Raw genomic sequence first — 16,888 nt, forward strand, 5'->3', positions numbered from 1 at the left:
TTTTTCTAGTTCTAGTTTAAATATCCTTACACGTAAAAAAAAACAGAAACCAGCAGTTGGTTTCTGTTTTGACTTATTTTATTTGCATAAAGACATTTTTCACTTTTTTCACAGGAATCTGAGAACCGCCGCGATCTAGGACATTTTCTACCATCATTGCGACCATTAGTCCCGGAGAGTCGGAATTGTAGGCAATGAACCAGCCGTTTTCCGTTCCTTTTTCGCCCTGCTTCTCTTTGATTTCAGCTGTTCCGGTTTTTCCGGCTAGTGGATAGTCTGCGATATTAGCCGAATGCGCCGTTCCATCCGCGTCACCGACGACCTTCCTTAACAATGAAGAAACCGTTGTGGAGATTTCAGGTGAAACCACTGTTTTCTCACTTTTTTCAACGTCAAGCAATAGACTAGGTTTAACCATATTTCCACCGTTTACAAATGGTGTATAGGTTTCAAGCAAATGAACGATACTCATTTGAATTTGCCCCTGACCATATCCTGAATCTGCTAAAGAAATTTCTTTATCCAAATTCCCAATGGTAGATTTTTCAAGCGGGAATGGATAATTCGATTCTTCCTCAAAGCCAAATTCCTTTAGCCCCGCTATGAAAGGGTCCTTCCCGATTCCCAAAGCTGTCTGTGCGAAATAAATATTATCCGAGAAGACCATTGCTTTTTCTAAGTTAACAGGGTTGGCTTCATGAACCCTCGTCACAAAATAGTCGCCCCACGAGGCACCCTGCTGCCATTTCAATCCCTTAATCTCCATCGTTTGCTCTGGCGTGATGATCTTGTTTGTGAGCCCAATGGAAGCTGTGATCGGCTTAAATACTGAACCTGGTGCATATGCCTTATTGAACCTGGTCGTCAACGGCTTTTGCGGATTGTCCTGTAGCTGTTTCCACTCATCTCCTGAGAAGCCCAGGGCGGCTTGATTTGGGTCAAACGAAGGTGAACTGACAAGTGCAAGCGTCTCACCGCTCACAGGGTCTATCGCTGCTCCTGCACCCGCCTCACCAACTAACTCAGCATACAAGCTTGCCTGCAGATCGATATCGATGGTAAGCGATATATCCTTCCCATCCTCTACCGGCTTTTCAGCGAGTGTTTCTGTAGCTCCATCCGGCTTTTTAATCGTGATCTTCACGCCGCTATGCCCTTTAAGCTGCTCGTCGAAGACTTCCTCAAGCCCTCTTTTTCCAATCACGTCATTACTTGTATAGCCTTTATCCTTAACCTTTTCAAGCTCCTCAGCGGTAATCGAGCCGACATACCCGATTAAATGGGCCGCCGCTTCATTATAGGGATAAATCCGCGCTTCCACCTTTTTGGTTTGCACCGGCTCTAGGGCGATTAACTGAGCGATACGCTCCGTATCGTCCAGCGATACCCTCTTTAACGGCACAAACAAATCGGGCTTCACCCAGCTGGCGTTAAGCGCCTTGTTGATTTGTTCCTTTGTCATTTTTAACAGGCTTGATAATTGCTGTATGACGGGTTCCTCCTGCCCCTCAAGCTTTCCAGGGACCACCCCAACCTCATACACTTGTCCATTCATAGCTAACGCATTTCCTGCCCGGTCAAAGATTTGCCCGCGCTTAGGCTTACTGTTGCTAATCCCGATTTTGTCTCCATCCTTTAATTGTGGAAAAATATATGTGGTATTCCAGTCCACATACCAGTTATTTTCTTTGTCACGTTCTTCTTTTTTCATCTTTGCCTTGTGTGTAAATTCGATGGGTCCACCGATGCTGTCCATAGATGCAGAAAAATCATATGTAATACTGTCTTGATCCTTGTCCAGCTCTTCTTCACCTGGTTTATCAAAGGCTATCTTGAGGTCTGTAATTTGTAGGTCATCGTAGATTTTTTTGTAGCGGTTGGTGAAGTCTTCCTTCGAGATTACCTCTTTAGAACCTTCTGTAAGGTAGTCATACATCTTATCAAACTTTTGCTCATTCCATAGCTTTATGTATGCGTCGAATCGATCCTGCGGCGTGGGTTCCTTGCTACAGCCAGCTGCCGCCATCGCGAAGAGAACAAGCATCACCAGCAGCCCTATTATTTTTTTCAAAAAAGATCCCCCCTTTTTCCAACATTTTACCATATTTATGCAAATAAAACGTGGTCAAAAGAACACAAAAAAAGAGGAAGGTAGATTCCCCTTTCCCCTTTGTTGATTATTAAGAATTTGTTTTGTCTGTTGACTCAGAAGATTCATCCTTGGATGGAGCATCTTCATCTGAAGGAGTTTCTTCCTTTGATGGAGTTGACTCATCACTTGCAGGGTCCTCAATCATTTGTTGTTTCGGACTCTTCTTATCTTCTGTATTTTCATCCGCTGCAGTTTCTTCCTGTAATTCGCTTACTGGTTTGTTAAAAAAGTCAGTTGGATTTACTGGGATACCATCTTTACGGATTTCAAAATGTACATGCGTTCCAGCTTCTTCTTGGTACAAGCTTTGTCCAGCCATGGCAAGAACTTGTCCTTGCTTAACTTTGTCGCCAACCTTAACCTTCACATCTTTAACCGACTGATATTTTGTTATAATACCTTTATCGTGTTCAATTTCAATGACATTACCAAGGGTAGCATCTTCTTCGACTCTAGTAACTTTCCCGCTTAGGGCAGATACTACATCAAAAGTTTCGCCATCTTTGGATGTGAAGTCAATACCAGTATGCGGCTCATAATTATTGTTGTAAACTACTATTGCCGCTTCTTGCTTTTCTTTACTTGCCTTGTCGTCATAGAATTCCATTTTGACTGTTGTCTCCATTGGATTCTTTACAGGCATTTTCAGGTTCTCTAAGCTTGAGTTAACCTCAAGTGCTGGAGCATCGTTCTTTTTACCTGTTAGGTCAGAAGACTCGTAATCGTATTTGTCTGTTGCATTGTCGCTGCCTTGGAACCAAAGAACACCTGTCAAAATGATTGCTGCACTTGCAATATAAATGGCTGGAAATACCCAACGCTTTTTGAAAAAGCGTTTAACGCTGGAACCTTGAGAAGATCGCTTGTTTTCTTCCTCTCTCATTTTCATCACCTCAGCAATCATTCTGAACAGATAAGTAGAATTATATACACTAGTCAAAAAATTTTTTCCACTTATTTTTTGAAAGTACTGAAGTTTTTATGCATCATTGTTAAAAATTTATTTTTTTTGGAGGAACATTTTTATGAAAGTCTTCAAATGGATCTTGCGAATCCTGCCATTACTCTATATGGGAGCCATCTGGATCATGTCGAGTCTTCCATCCAATCACTTTGTCGAACTCCCCGATTCCACGCTCGACCGGACCATCAAGGAATCCCTGCATTTAATAGAGTTCGCCATTCTATACGTATTACTAGTTTTGGCCTTCCTCACACGGACGGGTCCGTTCACTGCGCGTCTCAACGTCTTCTGTGCCGTCCTAGCCGGTCTCTACGGGTTAACAGATGAGATACACCAATCTTTCTACGCTTACCGCTCAGCGTCCTGGTTTGACCTTGTAAAAGACGTCACCGGGATCCTAGTATGTTTTTATTTTATTCGGGGTGCGTTGTTTAAAGGTCGATTTATGAGGTTAGGGAAGGTGCTTGGATTCGTGAGGAAATTGTAGCCACTGTGCGGGTTGTTCGGTGGTTTTTTATTGGTGGTAAATTTTGTACTTGAATTTCCCTGTACTATTTAAGTTCATACACGTTAAATAGTGATGGGCCATTTTCGGTGAATTAATTTGTAAAAATCTTCGTGCCTCAGCGTTATTAATGGTGGGGCTTATGAGATGAAAATAATCATGAAATGTGTCGATGAAGGCTGTTTTTGATTGGGTTCGACACTTGGGACATTTCCATGTTCCAGACTGATAGGTCATTGGTAAGAATGAGCATTTTGGGCAATGAACACCTGTGAGAATCTCATTTCGGGAAAGGTTGTGCTTTGAGAGTAATTGGGGATCTTCTGGAGTGTGGCTGGTTAATAGAAGTTTGTTTATTTTTCGCAGCTCTTTTTCTTCTAGCAATTCTATCTTATAATCATTGGTAATTTGATCAATTCTCTCTAGCAAATATTCACTATTGCAAGCATTCCACTTGTATTTATTATCGTCCCCTATGATGATATTGGACTTTTCATTACTGTTGACAAATAAGTATTGGATGGGGATCCCCGTAACATTATGCAGCTTTAGCCACTCTCTCAGTTTAAAAGCTTGTAACCTTGCTTGAAAAATAGGATTCTTCGTTCTCTCCATTTTCCCATTTACATCGATGGTGGTTTGATGGAGGACCTTATCAAAGTGCCAATCTCTTGCCCAATTTTTCACTTCCAGCACAAGAGCAAAGTATGCACACAGAATGAGGATGTCAATTTGGAAGAAATATTTGCCGTGGTAAAATCGAAGATCGTGATAAATTCGGTAATTAAGATCTGCAATCGGTTCTAAATGAAAATTCATTACCGACTCCTCGCCTAGGAATCCCGTCATTCGATTATTATACTCAGTCACCACATCATATTTGACCAGGTGATTCTCACTTAACCTCCTTATTAAAGCTTGATAGGTTACAATACTTGGCGGCAGCACACATGGTTTCACTATCATTTCATCAGCCCTTTCTGTTTTCATACTATTTCCTCTCTGTTGTGAGCGAATCCTTTATTTTAATTGTTACAAAAATAAGTAGTTTATTTTTACCTGCTGAATGTTTTATTACCCTTTTTTGGAAAAACCTCTTACCTTCACAAATTTGTCCTCCACCTGCGGATTTGACTCAGTTATCTGCCCAGTTCTCCTCCTTACCTGCATATCTCCTTTGTTTATCTGCCTAACTAATTCCCAACACTAAATTGTAGCTGAAAAAGCCAGGCTGCAGCCTGGCTCAGGTATTAGTTTTTCCTATATATATGGATATTTAGCTCAATTTTTAGTGTGATGCTGGATTTGGTCGGATTATTTATATTACCTTTTTACGGAAAAACCTCTTACCTTCACAAATTTGTCCTCCACCTGCGGATTTGACTCAGTTATCTGCCCAGTTCTCCCCCTTACCTGCATATCTCCTTTGTTTATCTGCCTAACTAATTCCCAACCCTAACTAGTCGCTGAAAAGCCAGGCTGCGGCCTGGCTCAGGTAATAAGTTTTCCTATATATGGATATTTACCTCTTATTTTAGTGTGGATTCTGGATTTAATCCAATTATTTCCATTACTTTTTCAAAGAAAAACCTCTTACCTGCACAAATAATCCCTCCATCTGCGGATTTGACTCAGTTATCTGCCCAGTTCTCCCCTTTACCTACATATCTCCTTTGTTTATCTGCCTAACTAATTCCCCACCGCTAACTAGTCGCTGAAAAAGCCAGGCTGCGGCCTGGATCAGGTAATTAAACCTCCTATTCATGGATATTCAGCTCAAAATGTAGCCTGGATTCAGAATTCAGGCATGTCTTCCAATTACCTTTTTATAGAAATACCTCTTACCTGCACAAATTAATCCTCCATCTGCGGATTTGACCTGCTGCCTGCATAGTCCTCTCTTTTACCTGCGGATTCCACAAGTTTACCTGCCTAACTAATTCCCCACCTAATAAGCAGCAACAAAATAGCCAGACACCTCGAGTGCCTGGCTCCACCATCTATTTCTTCGCCGTAATCGTAGCAAGCATAGTATCCGCATTTGTTACTTCTACACCCTGATAATAGTGCTTCACAATCTCTTGATAATCCTTCCCATCGGCAGCCATGCCATTTGCGCCGTATTGGCTCATGCCGACGCCGTGGCCAAAGCCGCGTGTGGTGATGACGATGCTGTTTCCCTTCCGCTCCCATTCAAAGTCAGACGACCTTAAATCCAATTTTTCACGAATTTCTTTCCCGGTCAGAACCTTGCCGCTAAAATCTACTTTCGCAACCCGCTTGCCCGCAGTGCGCTCAACAATTTTGCCGAGCGTCCCGCTAGATCCAACCTTTACCCCTAGCGCCGATTCAAATTGTTTAACACTTATTTCCTTAACAGAATTAAACTTTGGAGATTGTTTATCCCATGGGCTTGATACACTTCTTAGATAAGGCATTTCATTTGGCCAGTAGTCCTCTGAGTTTTCGGTGTAGCCATTGCTCGTGGAGAAGAAGGAGGCGTCGATGGCCTGACCGTCATACGTCAAAATCTGCCCGCTCGTATCCCGAACTGCAGAAAGAATCTTCGAATAGTTCGATTCAAACTCCATTCCCCAGTTTTCTCTCATTTGCTCCTCACTCAAATACACCTGATGGATTTGCGTGTCCGTTACTTGCGCACCTTCTGGAACACCAATTTTGTCTTTGCTAAGCATTTTTTTAACAATATACGTTCGAGCTGTTAAAGCTTGTGCCTTCAAGGCTTCCTCCTTGAATTCAACAGGCATTTCAGCCGCTACAACCCCGACAAGGTATTCTTCTAGTGGAACGTTATCGATTTGTCCTGCAGAAGTGCGGTAAACCGCAACTTCAACGGCGGAGTCTTTTGATGGATTGTCTGCAGTTTCGGAATTAGGGGCTTTGTTGGTTAGGTCTTCACCTAATTTGCCGCTTGCCTTCCCATCCCCGAACGGTAGCACTAGGATCGCTGGAATGAGCAGGGTGAGGGCAAATAAGAATGACGCTAGTAGGATGAGTGGTTTGAATTTTTTCATGTAGGAGCCTCCAATTATGAAATTTGCGCACCCGAACTGGGCGCTTTCTCATTCCATCATATGGAGGCGGACAAGCATTTATGACAAAAAATAGATGACTGAATTTTCTAAAAACAACATATAATAAAAAACCGAAGAATGCATCTCCCAGATACCCTCTTCGGCTGATTATTTTTTATAAAATTATGCGTTTAAATCGGTGATGTAGCTTTGCACTTCTGGGAAAACTTCTTCTGCTTCCTTCACGCGCTCGATATCTGCGCCTAAAGAAGCTAATTTTCCATGGAAGTTCACATAACCACGGTCTAAATGCTTTAATTCCGTTACGCGTGTGTTACCTTCAGAAACCAACCCTGTTAAAATCAAAGCAGCTGCAGCACGAAGATCTGTTGCAGAAACTTCCGCACCTTGTAAGTTAGAAGGTCCGTTTAAAATAACAGAACGCCCTTCAATCTTAATATCAGCATTCATCCGGCGGAATTCCTCCACATGCATGAAACGGTTTTCGAAAACCGTCTCGGTAATCATTGATGTTCCTTCCGCACGAAGCAGAAGAGCCATCATTTGAGATTGCATATCTGTTGGGAAGCCAGGATGCGGCATTGTCTTAATATCAACAGCCTTAAGCTTTTCAGGACCGATGACGCGAACGCCATCACCCTCTTCAATAATTGTAACGCCCATCTCTTCCATTTTTGCAATTAAAGATGATAGGTGTTCAGGGACAGCACCTTGTACCAATACATTTCCTCCCGTAATCGCGCTGGCAACCATAAAGGTACCCGCTTCAATACGGTCAGGAATAATATGATGTTCAGCGCCAAACAATACATCGACACCTTCAATACGAAGAGTGCCCGTGCCTGCGCCTCGGACATTTCCGCCCATTTTATTCAAGAAGTTAGCAAGGTCAACGATTTCCGGTTCCTTTGCTACGTTCTCAATAATTGTCGTACCCTTGGCAAGCGTTGCAGCCATCATGATATTTTCAGTTGCACCAACACTTGGGAAATCCAAGTAAATCTTTGCTCCCTTTAAGCGGCCTTCAACCTCCGCTTCGATAAATCCATTTCCTACTTTAACCTTAGCGCCCATGGCTTCAAAGCCTTTAAGGTGCTGGTCAATCGGTCTAGAACCAATCGCACATCCGCCTGGCAGAGCCACACGTGCACGGCCATTGCGGGCGAGTAGCGAGCCCATCACAAGGACAGACGCACGCATCTTACGAACGTATTCGAAAGGCGCTTCTTCTTTCAACACTCTAGATGCATCAACGACTACTGTATTATTGTCAAAGGCAACTTCCGCATTCAAGTTGCGCAATACTTCATTAATTGTGTATACATCGGAGAGTGTAGGTACATCACGAATTACACTTTTTCCGTCACTTGCTAATAATGTGGCAGCGAGTACAGGCAGGACCGCATTTTTTGCGCCTTCTACTTTAACCGATCCATAAAGCCTTTGTCCGCCGCGGACGATGATCTTTTCCAAGAGTATTCCCCTCCGCGTCCATTTTCTCTATATTAATATTCAATCGTAATGATTGGTGTGCCAACTACAATGGTAGTCTTACTGCCCAATCCTTCGGAGCGTATCCCAATTTGTAAATTCATGTCCTGCGCTATGGAGTCTGTAAACATCGGCGAGTTCGCCGATACAGACATGAAATTATCCTCTTTTAACGCTTCGATTTCTTTTGCTTTAAAAATTTCCATTAAATCACTTGCAATAGTCGGTACAGCCTTATCAATCTTATCACTGATACTACCCTTCATACCAGAGAAAACTGTTGGATTCCCTCGAAATATGTCAGATAGCCTATTTTTAAATTGATTCTTCGTGAAAAAGGACTCCATCTCCTCGTTCCACTCTTTACCGCTGACCCTATATACTATATACGCACTTGCAGGTTGTTTTGTGTGGGTTGCCATAATTTGAAGCATTTCTGTGTGGTGTTTTGAAGTCGGAGAAACTGCTGTTACTTCCCATTTGTCGCTGGTCTCACTTGTCGACCAATCCCAATCAGGAAACTCTTGCTGAAGCTCCTTCACATATTCCTGCACTTCTTTCTCTGTACTCAGGTCAACCAAATGCTCCCTTGCATAAAACGACCATTCTTCGAGCAAAATATCTTCTGTTTGAAAAGCGCCGGCGATTCTTACCAAATCGAGCTCGCCGCTGGCCTCCGTCATCCGACTGCCAAGGAACACCATCAAACCAACAAACATCACTAAACTTATACTTAAAAGTACCTTTGTATTTCTCTTCATCTCTACTCTCCCCCTTACTACCATTGTTACCAAGGGGAGGCATAGCATACTTGGGAAATGTCGACACTTTTGGACAAGCTTTTTGATTTTGTGGAAGACTTTTTGAGAAATTACTCATTTTTCCGCTCTAGATTGATTCAATTTTTTGCGTGATGTTTTTCACATTTAAGCAAATTCGCATTGCTTTAACCAGATTACCATCTATTTCTAAGCTGTGAGCTTTGTTTATTTTTTCACACAAAGAGAATTGTACTCAATTTTTCCTGAAAAAGATACATGTACGAAGACCTAAATTTTTACCAGTTGTATGTATTATAAAATTAATGGCAGCTGTCTTGACCATTGAAGGTAGTCTAGGAAAAAATTACTAACCGATGATCCAATAACAATAGCCAACAATATATAAAGCAATCGTGCCTGAAAAATATGATTCGGTTTCAGCAGCTTATCCAAGCGAATCGACTGCAGCGCCCACCACGCCAACGCGATAAACACCAGGTGCGAGAAAATACTCAACAAGGCCATTTGTCCAAAATTCTCCATCAAACCCCTCCTTTAGCTCGGTGCCTGTCACCATTTTTGCAAAATACCGCCTTTATGCATAAAACAGGTGCATAAAATAGGTGCATAAATAGGTGCATACTATACTGACGGATGAAATCCTGAAAAGTTCCACTTTTATTATAGCAAATTTTTAACGCATTAACTGCCTAAACACTGGTTATGTGGTAACAATCAGTGTTTAGGCAGTTAATAGGTGTATGTGAAATCTAGATACCATTCCAAATCCTGCTAATTCTTAACGGAACGTAAACCCTGTCCCCGTGTATCTCCTTATGAATAATTGGTTTTTTAAAATAATGCATGAGTGAGTGGCTCTCACTATTTTTAGGTCTAGCTCGTTTACGCATACCCTTTAATTTCTCTACGCTTTGATCAGACTTCTTCATGATTATTTCACCTCATTATTTTTTAGTTACCTAGATTAAGCCGATTTAGATGCGATGACAATGACTCTTCCATGATCCATTTGTTCTTCACAAAGCTCCGACGCATGAGCTGATAACCCCAGTGACTCTAACTTCGATCGCAGTTCATCCCCCCTGGAGCGAAATACGTTGGCAATCGATTCAAAGACCCCCTGCTCTCCCACACCAATTGCGCTTATATTCAGTGCATCTGTAAGATGTTCAGCACGGTTATGGTCATGTGCGAATAAATAAATTTCGTCCTTTGTAAATCCCTGCATCTGAAATTGAGCGATTTCCTTTTTTGCTTCGACTCCATTTTCTACTATTTTTAAATTTTCCATTTTCATTCCTCCTCAAGCGTTATAGTCAGCTGATGTGTCAGCTTGTACCAGTTATATATCCTCTCTGTAAATAAACGAAACCTATTTTTTAAAAAAGTTTAAGTGATCAGATATTGGGGTATTTAACCTTTAGTTATTTAAAAAAAGAATAATTGGGAGGTATAAAATGAAGAAAAGGGCAGAGTTAATTACAAAGATTAGTTTGTTAAAACAAAAAATCGATCAGTGTCTAGATGATCGGGATCGGGAAGGATTTATTCAATTATCTTATGAATTAAAAGTTTGCCAGCGTTATCTGGGAACCCTTATGAACAACAATGAGAACAGCTTAATAGAACGTGTGGAACAAAATCGTGACAAGTTTTTTCATTTATAAGTTTAGATGCTGAAATTGGCGGGTATGTACTAACCATACTCACGAAAAAACAGTAAAGGAGAGATTATCATGGGATTTATATGGTCATTAATTATTGGAGGAGTTATCGGCTGGTTGGCTGGACTGATTCTGGGGCGTGATGTTCCGGGCGGCGTGATTGGAAATATCATTGCAGGGTTCATCGGGGCCTGGATTGGTTCGCTTGTAGGTGGATGGGGACCTGTAATTGGAGGATTTTACATTTTACCAGCACTCCTCGGTGCCATCGTCTTTGTACTTATCCTAAGCCTTGTGCTTCGAATGATTAGACGAAACGTATAATATAGAAAGAAATGAAGACTGCAAATGCTGCAGTCTTCTTTTTTATATAAAACCTCTTACCTGCCAAAATGACTCCCCTACCTTCTAATTTTGCTCGCTTACCTGCATAGATCCCCTTTTATCTGCCTATTTCCTTTGTTTATCTGCCTAACAAATTCTCCATCCTAACTCGAAGCTGAAAAAGCCAGGCTAATGCCTGGCTCAGGTAATCTTTTTTATTTTATAGCTAGAGGACACCAGAGAACAGCCGGGCAAAAGATTCCTTCCATTTAACAGCCAGCCCTCTTTTGTAAAAAGCAACCGGCCTGACACGGCTGCATTCTTTAAGATCTTCTTCAAAATGAGTAACAAGGTCATCAATGCTGTCGTTACCTGTTAAAAACAAATTTACCTCAAAATTCAAGTGAAAACTTCGCAAGTCGATATTCGCCGTCCCAATCGAGGCGATGTCACCGTCGACAATGATTACCTTTTTATGTAAGAAGCCTTTTTGGTAGGTGTAGAGCTCAATTCCTGCACGAAGAAGTTCCGGAAAATAGGATTGAGTGGCATACTGGGTGAGAAAACCGTCATTGCTCTCAGGCACCATAAGCCGGACCTGAATACCCTTTTTCGCCGCCACCCGCAGTGCTGTCATAATGGTCTGATTGGGAATAAAGTACGGTGTCGCAATCCATATCGATTCAGTTGCACAGGTAATCAGCGCATAAAAATGATCACCCATGTCACGGGTTTCCGGTCCAGTAGCGACCACGTGGACAAGACCATCCCCCTTAGCCGGCACCGCCTTGAGATAACGAGGATCTACAAACAGCTTTTCTCCGCAGACATATTTCCAATCTAATAAAAAAACAGCATGCAGTGTCTGGACCGCTTCTCCTTCCAGCAAAACATGCGTATCGCACCAAAAACCAATCTTGTTGTCCTCACCAAGATATTCCACTCCCACATTCAACCCGCCGACAAATCCAATTTTCCCATCAATGACAATAATCTTCCGATGATTGCGGAAATTAAACTTCTGCGTAATCCATCCAAATTTCAGCGGCAGAAAAGGGTGAAGCTGAATCCCAGAGTCCGCCATTTTTCTTCTATCCTGTTCGGAAAGGGAATAGCTTCCGAACGCATCGTAAATCAGCCTGACCTCCACTCCTTCCTTTACTTTATCGCTCAAGATATCCATTAGCTCCTGCCCCAGCCGGTCATAACGAAAGATATAATACTCTAAATGAATAAAGTCCTTCGCTTCCTTCAACCGCTGTTTCACCTCCTGAAAGGTTTCTTCCCCGTTTTTTAAAATTTGGGTTCTGGTATTCTGGTTTTGGTCGGTTAAAGTCACCCGTTCAAGATAACCGATAAACCCACGTTGCTGGTCATTAAGCTCAGTCGGCACCTCAACAGGCCGCTTTTTTTTACCGAGTGCCTCAAACAGATCGCGGTCACTGGCGCGTTTGCTTTTAAAAAGGTCCCCTTTAAAGAGCAATTGTCCTGAATAAATATAGAAAATATAGCCTCCTACCGGGACCAACATTAACAAGCATGTCCATAAAAGAGTTCTCGGTACGGAACGATTCTGAAGCCATAATTCTGCCACGCTGTATAAAATGATACCTGCATACAAACTAAACCCAATTGCTTTCCACCAAAAAGGGAATCTTGTAAAAAGAACCATCCAGCAGCAGAAAATCATTATCATGACAAAGAATATCTCGATTCTTATTCTCATCCTGTTCCCCTCACAGTCTTTTTAAAGAGAAATACCCTTTCATCAAACCTATCAAACATAAATAAAGATGCCTGACGTGAAGTCAGACATCTAATTTTTTTCGATAGATCTTTTCACTTGAAATAAATTCTGCGTAGTTCATTCCCTTTGGCATCCCTAATATTGATTCTTTACTTCCCAGTCCAATGAAACCGCCGTCCGCCAGGCTGTCATAAAACAGACGATGAACCTGCTGCTGCAGGATGTTATCAAAATAGATCATCACATTTCGGCATAAAATCACATGAAACTCATTAAACGAGCTGTCACTCACCAAATTGTGCTGGGCAAAGGTAAGATTCTCGTTCAAGCTGGGTGAAAAATAAGCAAACTGATGGTCCGTGGTATAGTACTCGGAAAACGCCATTTTCCCACCCGCTTTCAAGTAATTTTTCGTATATTGCTGCATCTTTTTAAGCGGAAACGCTCCCTTTTGCGCAGCCATCAGGGCCTTTTCATTCATATCCGTTGCGTAGATTTTCGTTTTTTCCATTAGGCCCTCCTCCTGCAAAAGGATCGCCATGGAATAAACCTCCTCACCCGTCGCGCAGCCCGCATGCCAAATCCGGATTTCCGGAAGCTGTCGAAGCAATGGCACCACTTCGCTTCGAAAGGCGGCAAAAAAGCTGGGATCTCGATACATTTCCGTCATCCGAATGGAAAAATCATTCAAAAGACGCTCCAAAACCCCCGGTTCGTGGAGTACTTTTTCCAATAAAGCCGTGATGGTCGGAAGCCTCTCCGCCTTCATCCGGTTTAAAATCCTCCTGCCAATTGAGCCCCTGACATAGCTTCGGAAGTCATAGCCATACATTTGGTACAAGCCCTCAAGCAGTAATTTAATTTCTATTTCCTGAAGTTCATTTGGCTCCAGCTGATTGATGTCTTTTACGAACTCCTTGGTTGTTTCATTCAATCCACATTCACCTGCTCGGTCAGCCACACCCGCATCAACGAGTATAACTGATTGATATTTAATGGTTTCATAATATAATCGGAAGCACCTGCTTCCATACACTTGTCCCGTTCACCTTTCATTGCCTTGGCCGTCAGCGCAATAATCGGCAGTCTTTCCATTTCCAAGTCCTGCCTAATCACCTTCATCGCTTCATAGCCCCCCATCACCGGCATCATGATATCCATGAAAACGAGGTCAAAGTCTGCTTGTTCCTGTAAAAATTCAATGGCTCGCTTGCCGTTCTCTGCCACTTGAACCTTCACACCCTTTTTCTCAAGAGCGGTGACTAGTGCATATACATTGCGGCGGTCATCTTCAACCAACAGCACTTTCTTTCCTTTAAATAACTGGGCATCAGTAGCCTCTGCTTCCACCACCTCGACCGTTTCTGTTTCTTCGCTAATCGATTGCTGGTCCTCTGCCAACTCGCTCACACTTACTGCTACCTCATCTAGCGCTAGTTGATCAAAATTCAGAGGATATTCAGCTGCCTCCAGTCTTCCAGGGATATACAGGGTAAACGTGCTCCCTTTTTCCGGCTCGCTTTGAACGGTAATCGCACCTCCAAGTAAACGGGTAAATTCACGGCATATCGATAGCCCTAAACCAGTCCCGCCAAATTGCCGATTGGTGGTACCATCCACCTGTTGGAACGCTTCGAAGATAATTTGCTGCTTCTCCTGAACAATTCCGATTCCTGTATCAGTCACGGAGATGGCCAGCACCATTTCCTCCTCATCCAGACCAGGCAATAGCTCCTCAATCTTTTCGGGTTCGGCCCGTTCAATTCTTACCTGTACAGAACCCTGTTCCGTAAACTTAAAGGCATTGGATAATAGATTCTTCCAAATTTGCTGCAAGCGCTGCCCGTCTGTCGTGATCACAGAAGGTACATTTGCAGCTGTATGCACCTCAAAGGTTAGATTCTTTTTGGCTGCAACGGGGTCAAACATGCTCTTCATCATTTGTGGAATTTCCGTCACGTTGACTTCATCGGTTAAAATTTCTATTTTACCTGCTTCAATTTTTGATAAATCAAGGATATCATCAATCAGCCGCAGCAAATCGCTTCCGGCCGTGTAGACGACCCGGGAGGATTCCTTCACTTCTGAGCTGTCCATTTCCTCGTCATTTTCCATCAGCATTTGTGAAAGAATCAGAATACTATTTAATGGCGTGCGCAGCTCATGAGACATATTCGCCAAAAAGTCCGTTTTATACTGCGAGCTCATCTGCAGTTTCCTTGAATAGTCTTCCAGTTCATCCTTTGCTTTTTTCAAGTCAAACGCCCTTTGTTCAGCGAAATGCTTCTGTTCTTCTAAATATTCATTGGTAATCCGCAGCTGTTCCTGCTGCATTTGCAGCTCTTCCGATTGGGCTTGAAGTTCCTCAGATTGAGCCTGAAGCTCTTCGGTTAACACCTGTGATTCCCCGAGCAGCCTTTCTACTTCCATCCTTCCAGCTACATTTGTAATGGCAGAACCAAACTTATCCTGAAGCAGATCCAATAAGGTTAAATGATGAGCAATAAACGGCTGAAACGCCGCGAACTCAACCACCGCTTCTACCCTGCCATCCACTAAAATCGGTGCAACCAAAAGATTTCGAGGAGAAGAATGACCTAACCCCGATGCGACTTTAAAATGTTCCTCTGGCAGCTTATCAATCAGGAAGATTCTTTTATCCATGGCTGCCTGGCCGATTAACCCTTCTCCTAAGCGGAAACTCGCCGCAGCCCCTTCTTTCGAGACAACGGCATAACCGGCCTCTTTCACATAACGAACTTCGCTGCCTTGATTCCTGCGCAAATAGACGACACCGTAAACCGCTTCAAGCATAGGAGCAAGCTTGGTGATAAAGGCATGCGTCAATTCTGTCAAATCCGTCATCCCCTGATACATGGTCGAGATTTCAGCCATGCTTTTCTGAATCCAATTCTGTTTCTCAAGATTGCTGAGAAGCTCGTTCATCGCTTCCGCAAGTTCGCGGGTTTCATCATGAGTACTGACCTCAATTCTTGTGGAAAGGTCAACCTCTAACTCTCTCGAATCCGTAACACTTTTTATTGTCCGGACAACCTGCTTAATCGTTTTAACAATCGAATTGGACAGGAATACAGCCGTTGCAATTGTAATCAGAGTAACCACCAAGATGATGCCATACAATGTCATTTTTAGATTGTTATTGTCCTGATTCAGCTGCTCAACACGCTTATTTGTTAGGTTCGTTTGATTTTCAAGAAAGGTATCAAAGTGCGTCCGGAGCTCATCTGTCCTTTTTTTACCTTTGTTATTATTAAAAAAGTCGTCCAAAGCAGTCTGGTTATTTTCCCTTTTATGATTAACCGCATATTCTGCTGAACTGGTGATATAGTTCATAATCAGCGGTTTAATTTCCTCTAAATTTCGTTGCTGCGTCCCGTTATTCGCAAGCAGGGAGTGAAGTTTGTTGAAGTTGTCGAGCCAGCTCCGGCTAGCTGTATTGTAGGGCTCGAGGTACTCCTCATTGCCTGTAATCACATACCCTCTCATGCCCGTTTCCATATCGAGAACATTCTTTTGAATCTGATTGGCCAAATTGTGAACCTCAATATCATGCTGCGAGACGAAATCGACTTCTTCCTGCATAGCCGACATCCGATTCATGACGATCAGCAGGGAGACCACTAAGCAAACCAAAATGAAAACATAGCCTGTAATAATTTTCGTGTGAATGTTGAAATGTACTCCCTTCATTCTCTGCTTCCCCCTTTGTAAAAAAATAGTTGATTCTATCATATCGTTTCTAGCAATCTCACCCAATGGGAATTTGGTCCCAACCTTATGAAGGACATTTCTCCAATCTGCTTGGCTCGATTTGTCCTTCATCCCCCCTATGAAGGACATTTCTCCAATCCGCTTGGCTCGATTTGTCCTTCATCCCCCCTATGAAGGACATTTCTCCAATCTACTTGGCACGTTTTGTCCTTCATCACCCTTATGAAGGACATTTCTCCAATCCGCTTGGCTCGATTTGTCCTTCATCAACCCTATGAAGGACATTTCTCCAATCTGCTTAGCTCGATTTGTCCTTCATCACCCCTATAAAGGACATTTCTCCAATCCGCTTGGCTCGATTTGTCCTTCATCAAACCTATGAACGGCATATCTACTTATCCTAGGAGGAAAAATTACTAGTTTCAAATCTAGTAAACCGGGTATGTAATAAGTACACCACATAAATAGAGG

15 protein-coding genes are annotated in these 16,888 nt (G+C 42.6%); 3 read left to right on the top strand and 12 right to left on the bottom strand.

Going from position 1 to position 16,888, the window contains the following annotated elements; translation table 11 throughout:
* Nucleotides 1-73: 73 nt before the first annotated feature.
* Entirely contained in the window at nucleotides 74-2,071 is a 1,998-nt protein-coding gene (locus QNH48_RS29215; protein ID WP_283953128.1) for a penicillin-binding transpeptidase domain-containing protein, read from the bottom strand.
* Between the two features lie 109 nt (nucleotides 2,072-2,180).
* On the bottom strand, nucleotides 2,181-3,035 hold the full coding sequence (gene spoIIQ / locus QNH48_RS29220) for a stage II sporulation protein SpoIIQ (protein WP_095247585.1): 855 nt from the start codon (nucleotides 3,033-3,035) through the stop codon (nucleotides 2,181-2,183).
* Nucleotides 3,036-3,222: 187 nt separating this feature from the next.
* Here spoIIQ and QNH48_RS29225 point away from each other — a divergent pair, with 187 nt between their 5' ends.
* The gene (locus QNH48_RS29225) at nucleotides 3,223-3,603 is read left to right on the top strand and encodes a VanZ family protein (RefSeq protein ID WP_481858521.1); all 381 of its coding nucleotides are present in this window, start codon (nucleotides 3,223-3,225) and stop codon (nucleotides 3,601-3,603) included.
* A 27-nt stretch (nucleotides 3,604-3,630) separates the two neighbouring features.
* On the opposite strand, the gene QNH48_RS29230 is transcribed toward QNH48_RS29225, so the two are convergent.
* The 7 genes from QNH48_RS29230 to QNH48_RS29260 form a co-directional block, all read right to left on the bottom strand.
* The gene (locus tag QNH48_RS29230; protein ID WP_283953130.1) at nucleotides 3,631-4,611 is read right to left on the bottom strand and encodes a nuclease-related domain-containing protein; all 981 of its coding nucleotides are present in this window, start codon (nucleotides 4,609-4,611) and stop codon (nucleotides 3,631-3,633) included.
* 1,010 nt (nucleotides 4,612-5,621) lie between these two features.
* Nucleotides 5,622-6,656, bottom strand: a complete 1,035-nt coding sequence (spoIID, locus tag QNH48_RS29235; RefSeq protein WP_283953131.1) for a stage II sporulation protein D — start codon at nucleotides 6,654-6,656, stop codon at nucleotides 5,622-5,624.
* 183 nt (nucleotides 6,657-6,839) lie between these two features.
* Nucleotides 6,840-8,150, bottom strand: coding sequence for a UDP-N-acetylglucosamine 1-carboxyvinyltransferase (murA, locus tag QNH48_RS29240; RefSeq protein WP_283953132.1), 1,311 nt, complete (start codon nucleotides 8,148-8,150; stop codon nucleotides 6,840-6,842).
* A 32-nt stretch (nucleotides 8,151-8,182) separates the two neighbouring features.
* Nucleotides 8,183-8,929: a YwmB family TATA-box binding protein gene (locus QNH48_RS29245; protein ID WP_283953133.1), complete on the bottom strand. Its 747-nt coding sequence runs from the start codon at nucleotides 8,927-8,929 to the stop codon at nucleotides 8,183-8,185.
* 312 nt (nucleotides 8,930-9,241) lie between these two features.
* The gene (locus tag QNH48_RS29250) at nucleotides 9,242-9,475 is read right to left on the bottom strand and encodes a DUF1146 family protein (RefSeq protein WP_283953134.1); all 234 of its coding nucleotides are present in this window, start codon (nucleotides 9,473-9,475) and stop codon (nucleotides 9,242-9,244) included.
* A 224-nt stretch (nucleotides 9,476-9,699) separates the two neighbouring features.
* The gene (locus tag QNH48_RS29255) at nucleotides 9,700-9,879 is read right to left on the bottom strand and encodes a hypothetical protein (protein WP_283953135.1); all 180 of its coding nucleotides are present in this window, start codon (nucleotides 9,877-9,879) and stop codon (nucleotides 9,700-9,702) included.
* A 35-nt stretch (nucleotides 9,880-9,914) separates the two neighbouring features.
* Entirely contained in the window at nucleotides 9,915-10,247 is a 333-nt protein-coding gene (locus QNH48_RS29260) for a YflT domain-containing protein (RefSeq protein ID WP_481858445.1), read from the bottom strand.
* A gap of 160 nt (nucleotides 10,248-10,407) precedes the next feature.
* Between QNH48_RS29260 and QNH48_RS29265 the strand changes: the two genes are divergently transcribed.
* Nucleotides 10,408-10,617: an IDEAL domain-containing protein gene (locus QNH48_RS29265; protein WP_283953136.1), complete on the top strand. Its 210-nt coding sequence runs from the start codon at nucleotides 10,408-10,410 to the stop codon at nucleotides 10,615-10,617.
* Between the two features lie 69 nt (nucleotides 10,618-10,686).
* Nucleotides 10,687-10,938 (top strand): GlsB/YeaQ/YmgE family stress response membrane protein, encoded by a 252-nt coding sequence (locus tag QNH48_RS29270; RefSeq protein WP_095247574.1) that lies wholly within the window; start codon nucleotides 10,687-10,689, stop codon nucleotides 10,936-10,938.
* Nucleotides 10,939-11,164: 226 nt separating this feature from the next.
* Here QNH48_RS29270 and cls read toward each other — a convergent pair whose 3' ends face one another.
* From cls to QNH48_RS29285, 3 genes are all read right to left on the bottom strand, one after another.
* Entirely contained in the window at nucleotides 11,165-12,664 is a 1,500-nt protein-coding gene (gene cls, locus QNH48_RS29275) for a cardiolipin synthase (RefSeq protein WP_283953137.1), read from the bottom strand.
* Between the two features lie 82 nt (nucleotides 12,665-12,746).
* Nucleotides 12,747-13,619, bottom strand: coding sequence for a CheR family methyltransferase (locus tag QNH48_RS29280; protein WP_283953138.1), 873 nt, complete (start codon nucleotides 13,617-13,619; stop codon nucleotides 12,747-12,749).
* Complete coding sequence (locus QNH48_RS29285; protein ID WP_283953139.1) at nucleotides 13,616-16,396, bottom strand: CHASE3 domain-containing protein; 2,781 nt, start codon at nucleotides 16,394-16,396, stop codon at nucleotides 13,616-13,618. Before QNH48_RS29285 ends, QNH48_RS29280 begins: the two co-directional genes overlap by 4 nt.
* Between the last annotated feature and the right edge of the window lie 492 nt (nucleotides 16,397-16,888).

Origin of the sequence: Neobacillus sp. YX16 (assembly GCF_030123505.1) — a bacterium.
Lineage (GTDB): Bacteria > Bacillota > Bacilli > Bacillales > Cytobacillaceae > Neobacillus.

Coding starts and splice junctions, on each gene's coding strand:
- spoIIQ (WP_095247585.1), bottom strand. CDS start 3,035: ATGAGAGAGGAAGAAAACAAGCGATCTTCTCAAGGTTCCAGCGTTAAA.
- QNH48_RS29225 (WP_481858521.1), top strand. CDS start 3,223: ATGGGAGCCATCTGGATCATGTCGAGTCTTCCATCCAATCACTTTGTC.
- QNH48_RS29230 (WP_283953130.1), bottom strand. CDS start 4,611: ATGAAAACAGAAAGGGCTGATGAAATGATAGTGAAACCATGTGTGCTG.
- spoIID (WP_283953131.1), bottom strand. CDS start 6,656: ATGAAAAAATTCAAACCACTCATCCTACTAGCGTCATTCTTATTTGCC.
- QNH48_RS29245 (WP_283953133.1), bottom strand. CDS start 8,929: ATGAAGAGAAATACAAAGGTACTTTTAAGTATAAGTTTAGTGATGTTT.
- QNH48_RS29255 (WP_283953135.1), bottom strand. CDS start 9,879: ATGAAGAAGTCTGATCAAAGCGTAGAGAAATTAAAGGGTATGCGTAAA.
- QNH48_RS29260 (WP_481858445.1), bottom strand. CDS start 10,247: ATGAAAATGGAAAATTTAAAAATAGTAGAAAATGGAGTCGAAGCAAAA.
- QNH48_RS29265 (WP_283953136.1), top strand. CDS start 10,408: ATGAAGAAAAGGGCAGAGTTAATTACAAAGATTAGTTTGTTAAAACAA.
- QNH48_RS29270 (WP_095247574.1), top strand. CDS start 10,687: ATGGGATTTATATGGTCATTAATTATTGGAGGAGTTATCGGCTGGTTG.
- cls (WP_283953137.1), bottom strand. CDS start 12,664: ATGAGAATAAGAATCGAGATATTCTTTGTCATGATAATGATTTTCTGC.
- QNH48_RS29285 (WP_283953139.1), bottom strand. CDS start 16,396: ATGAAGGGAGTACATTTCAACATTCACACGAAAATTATTACAGGCTAT.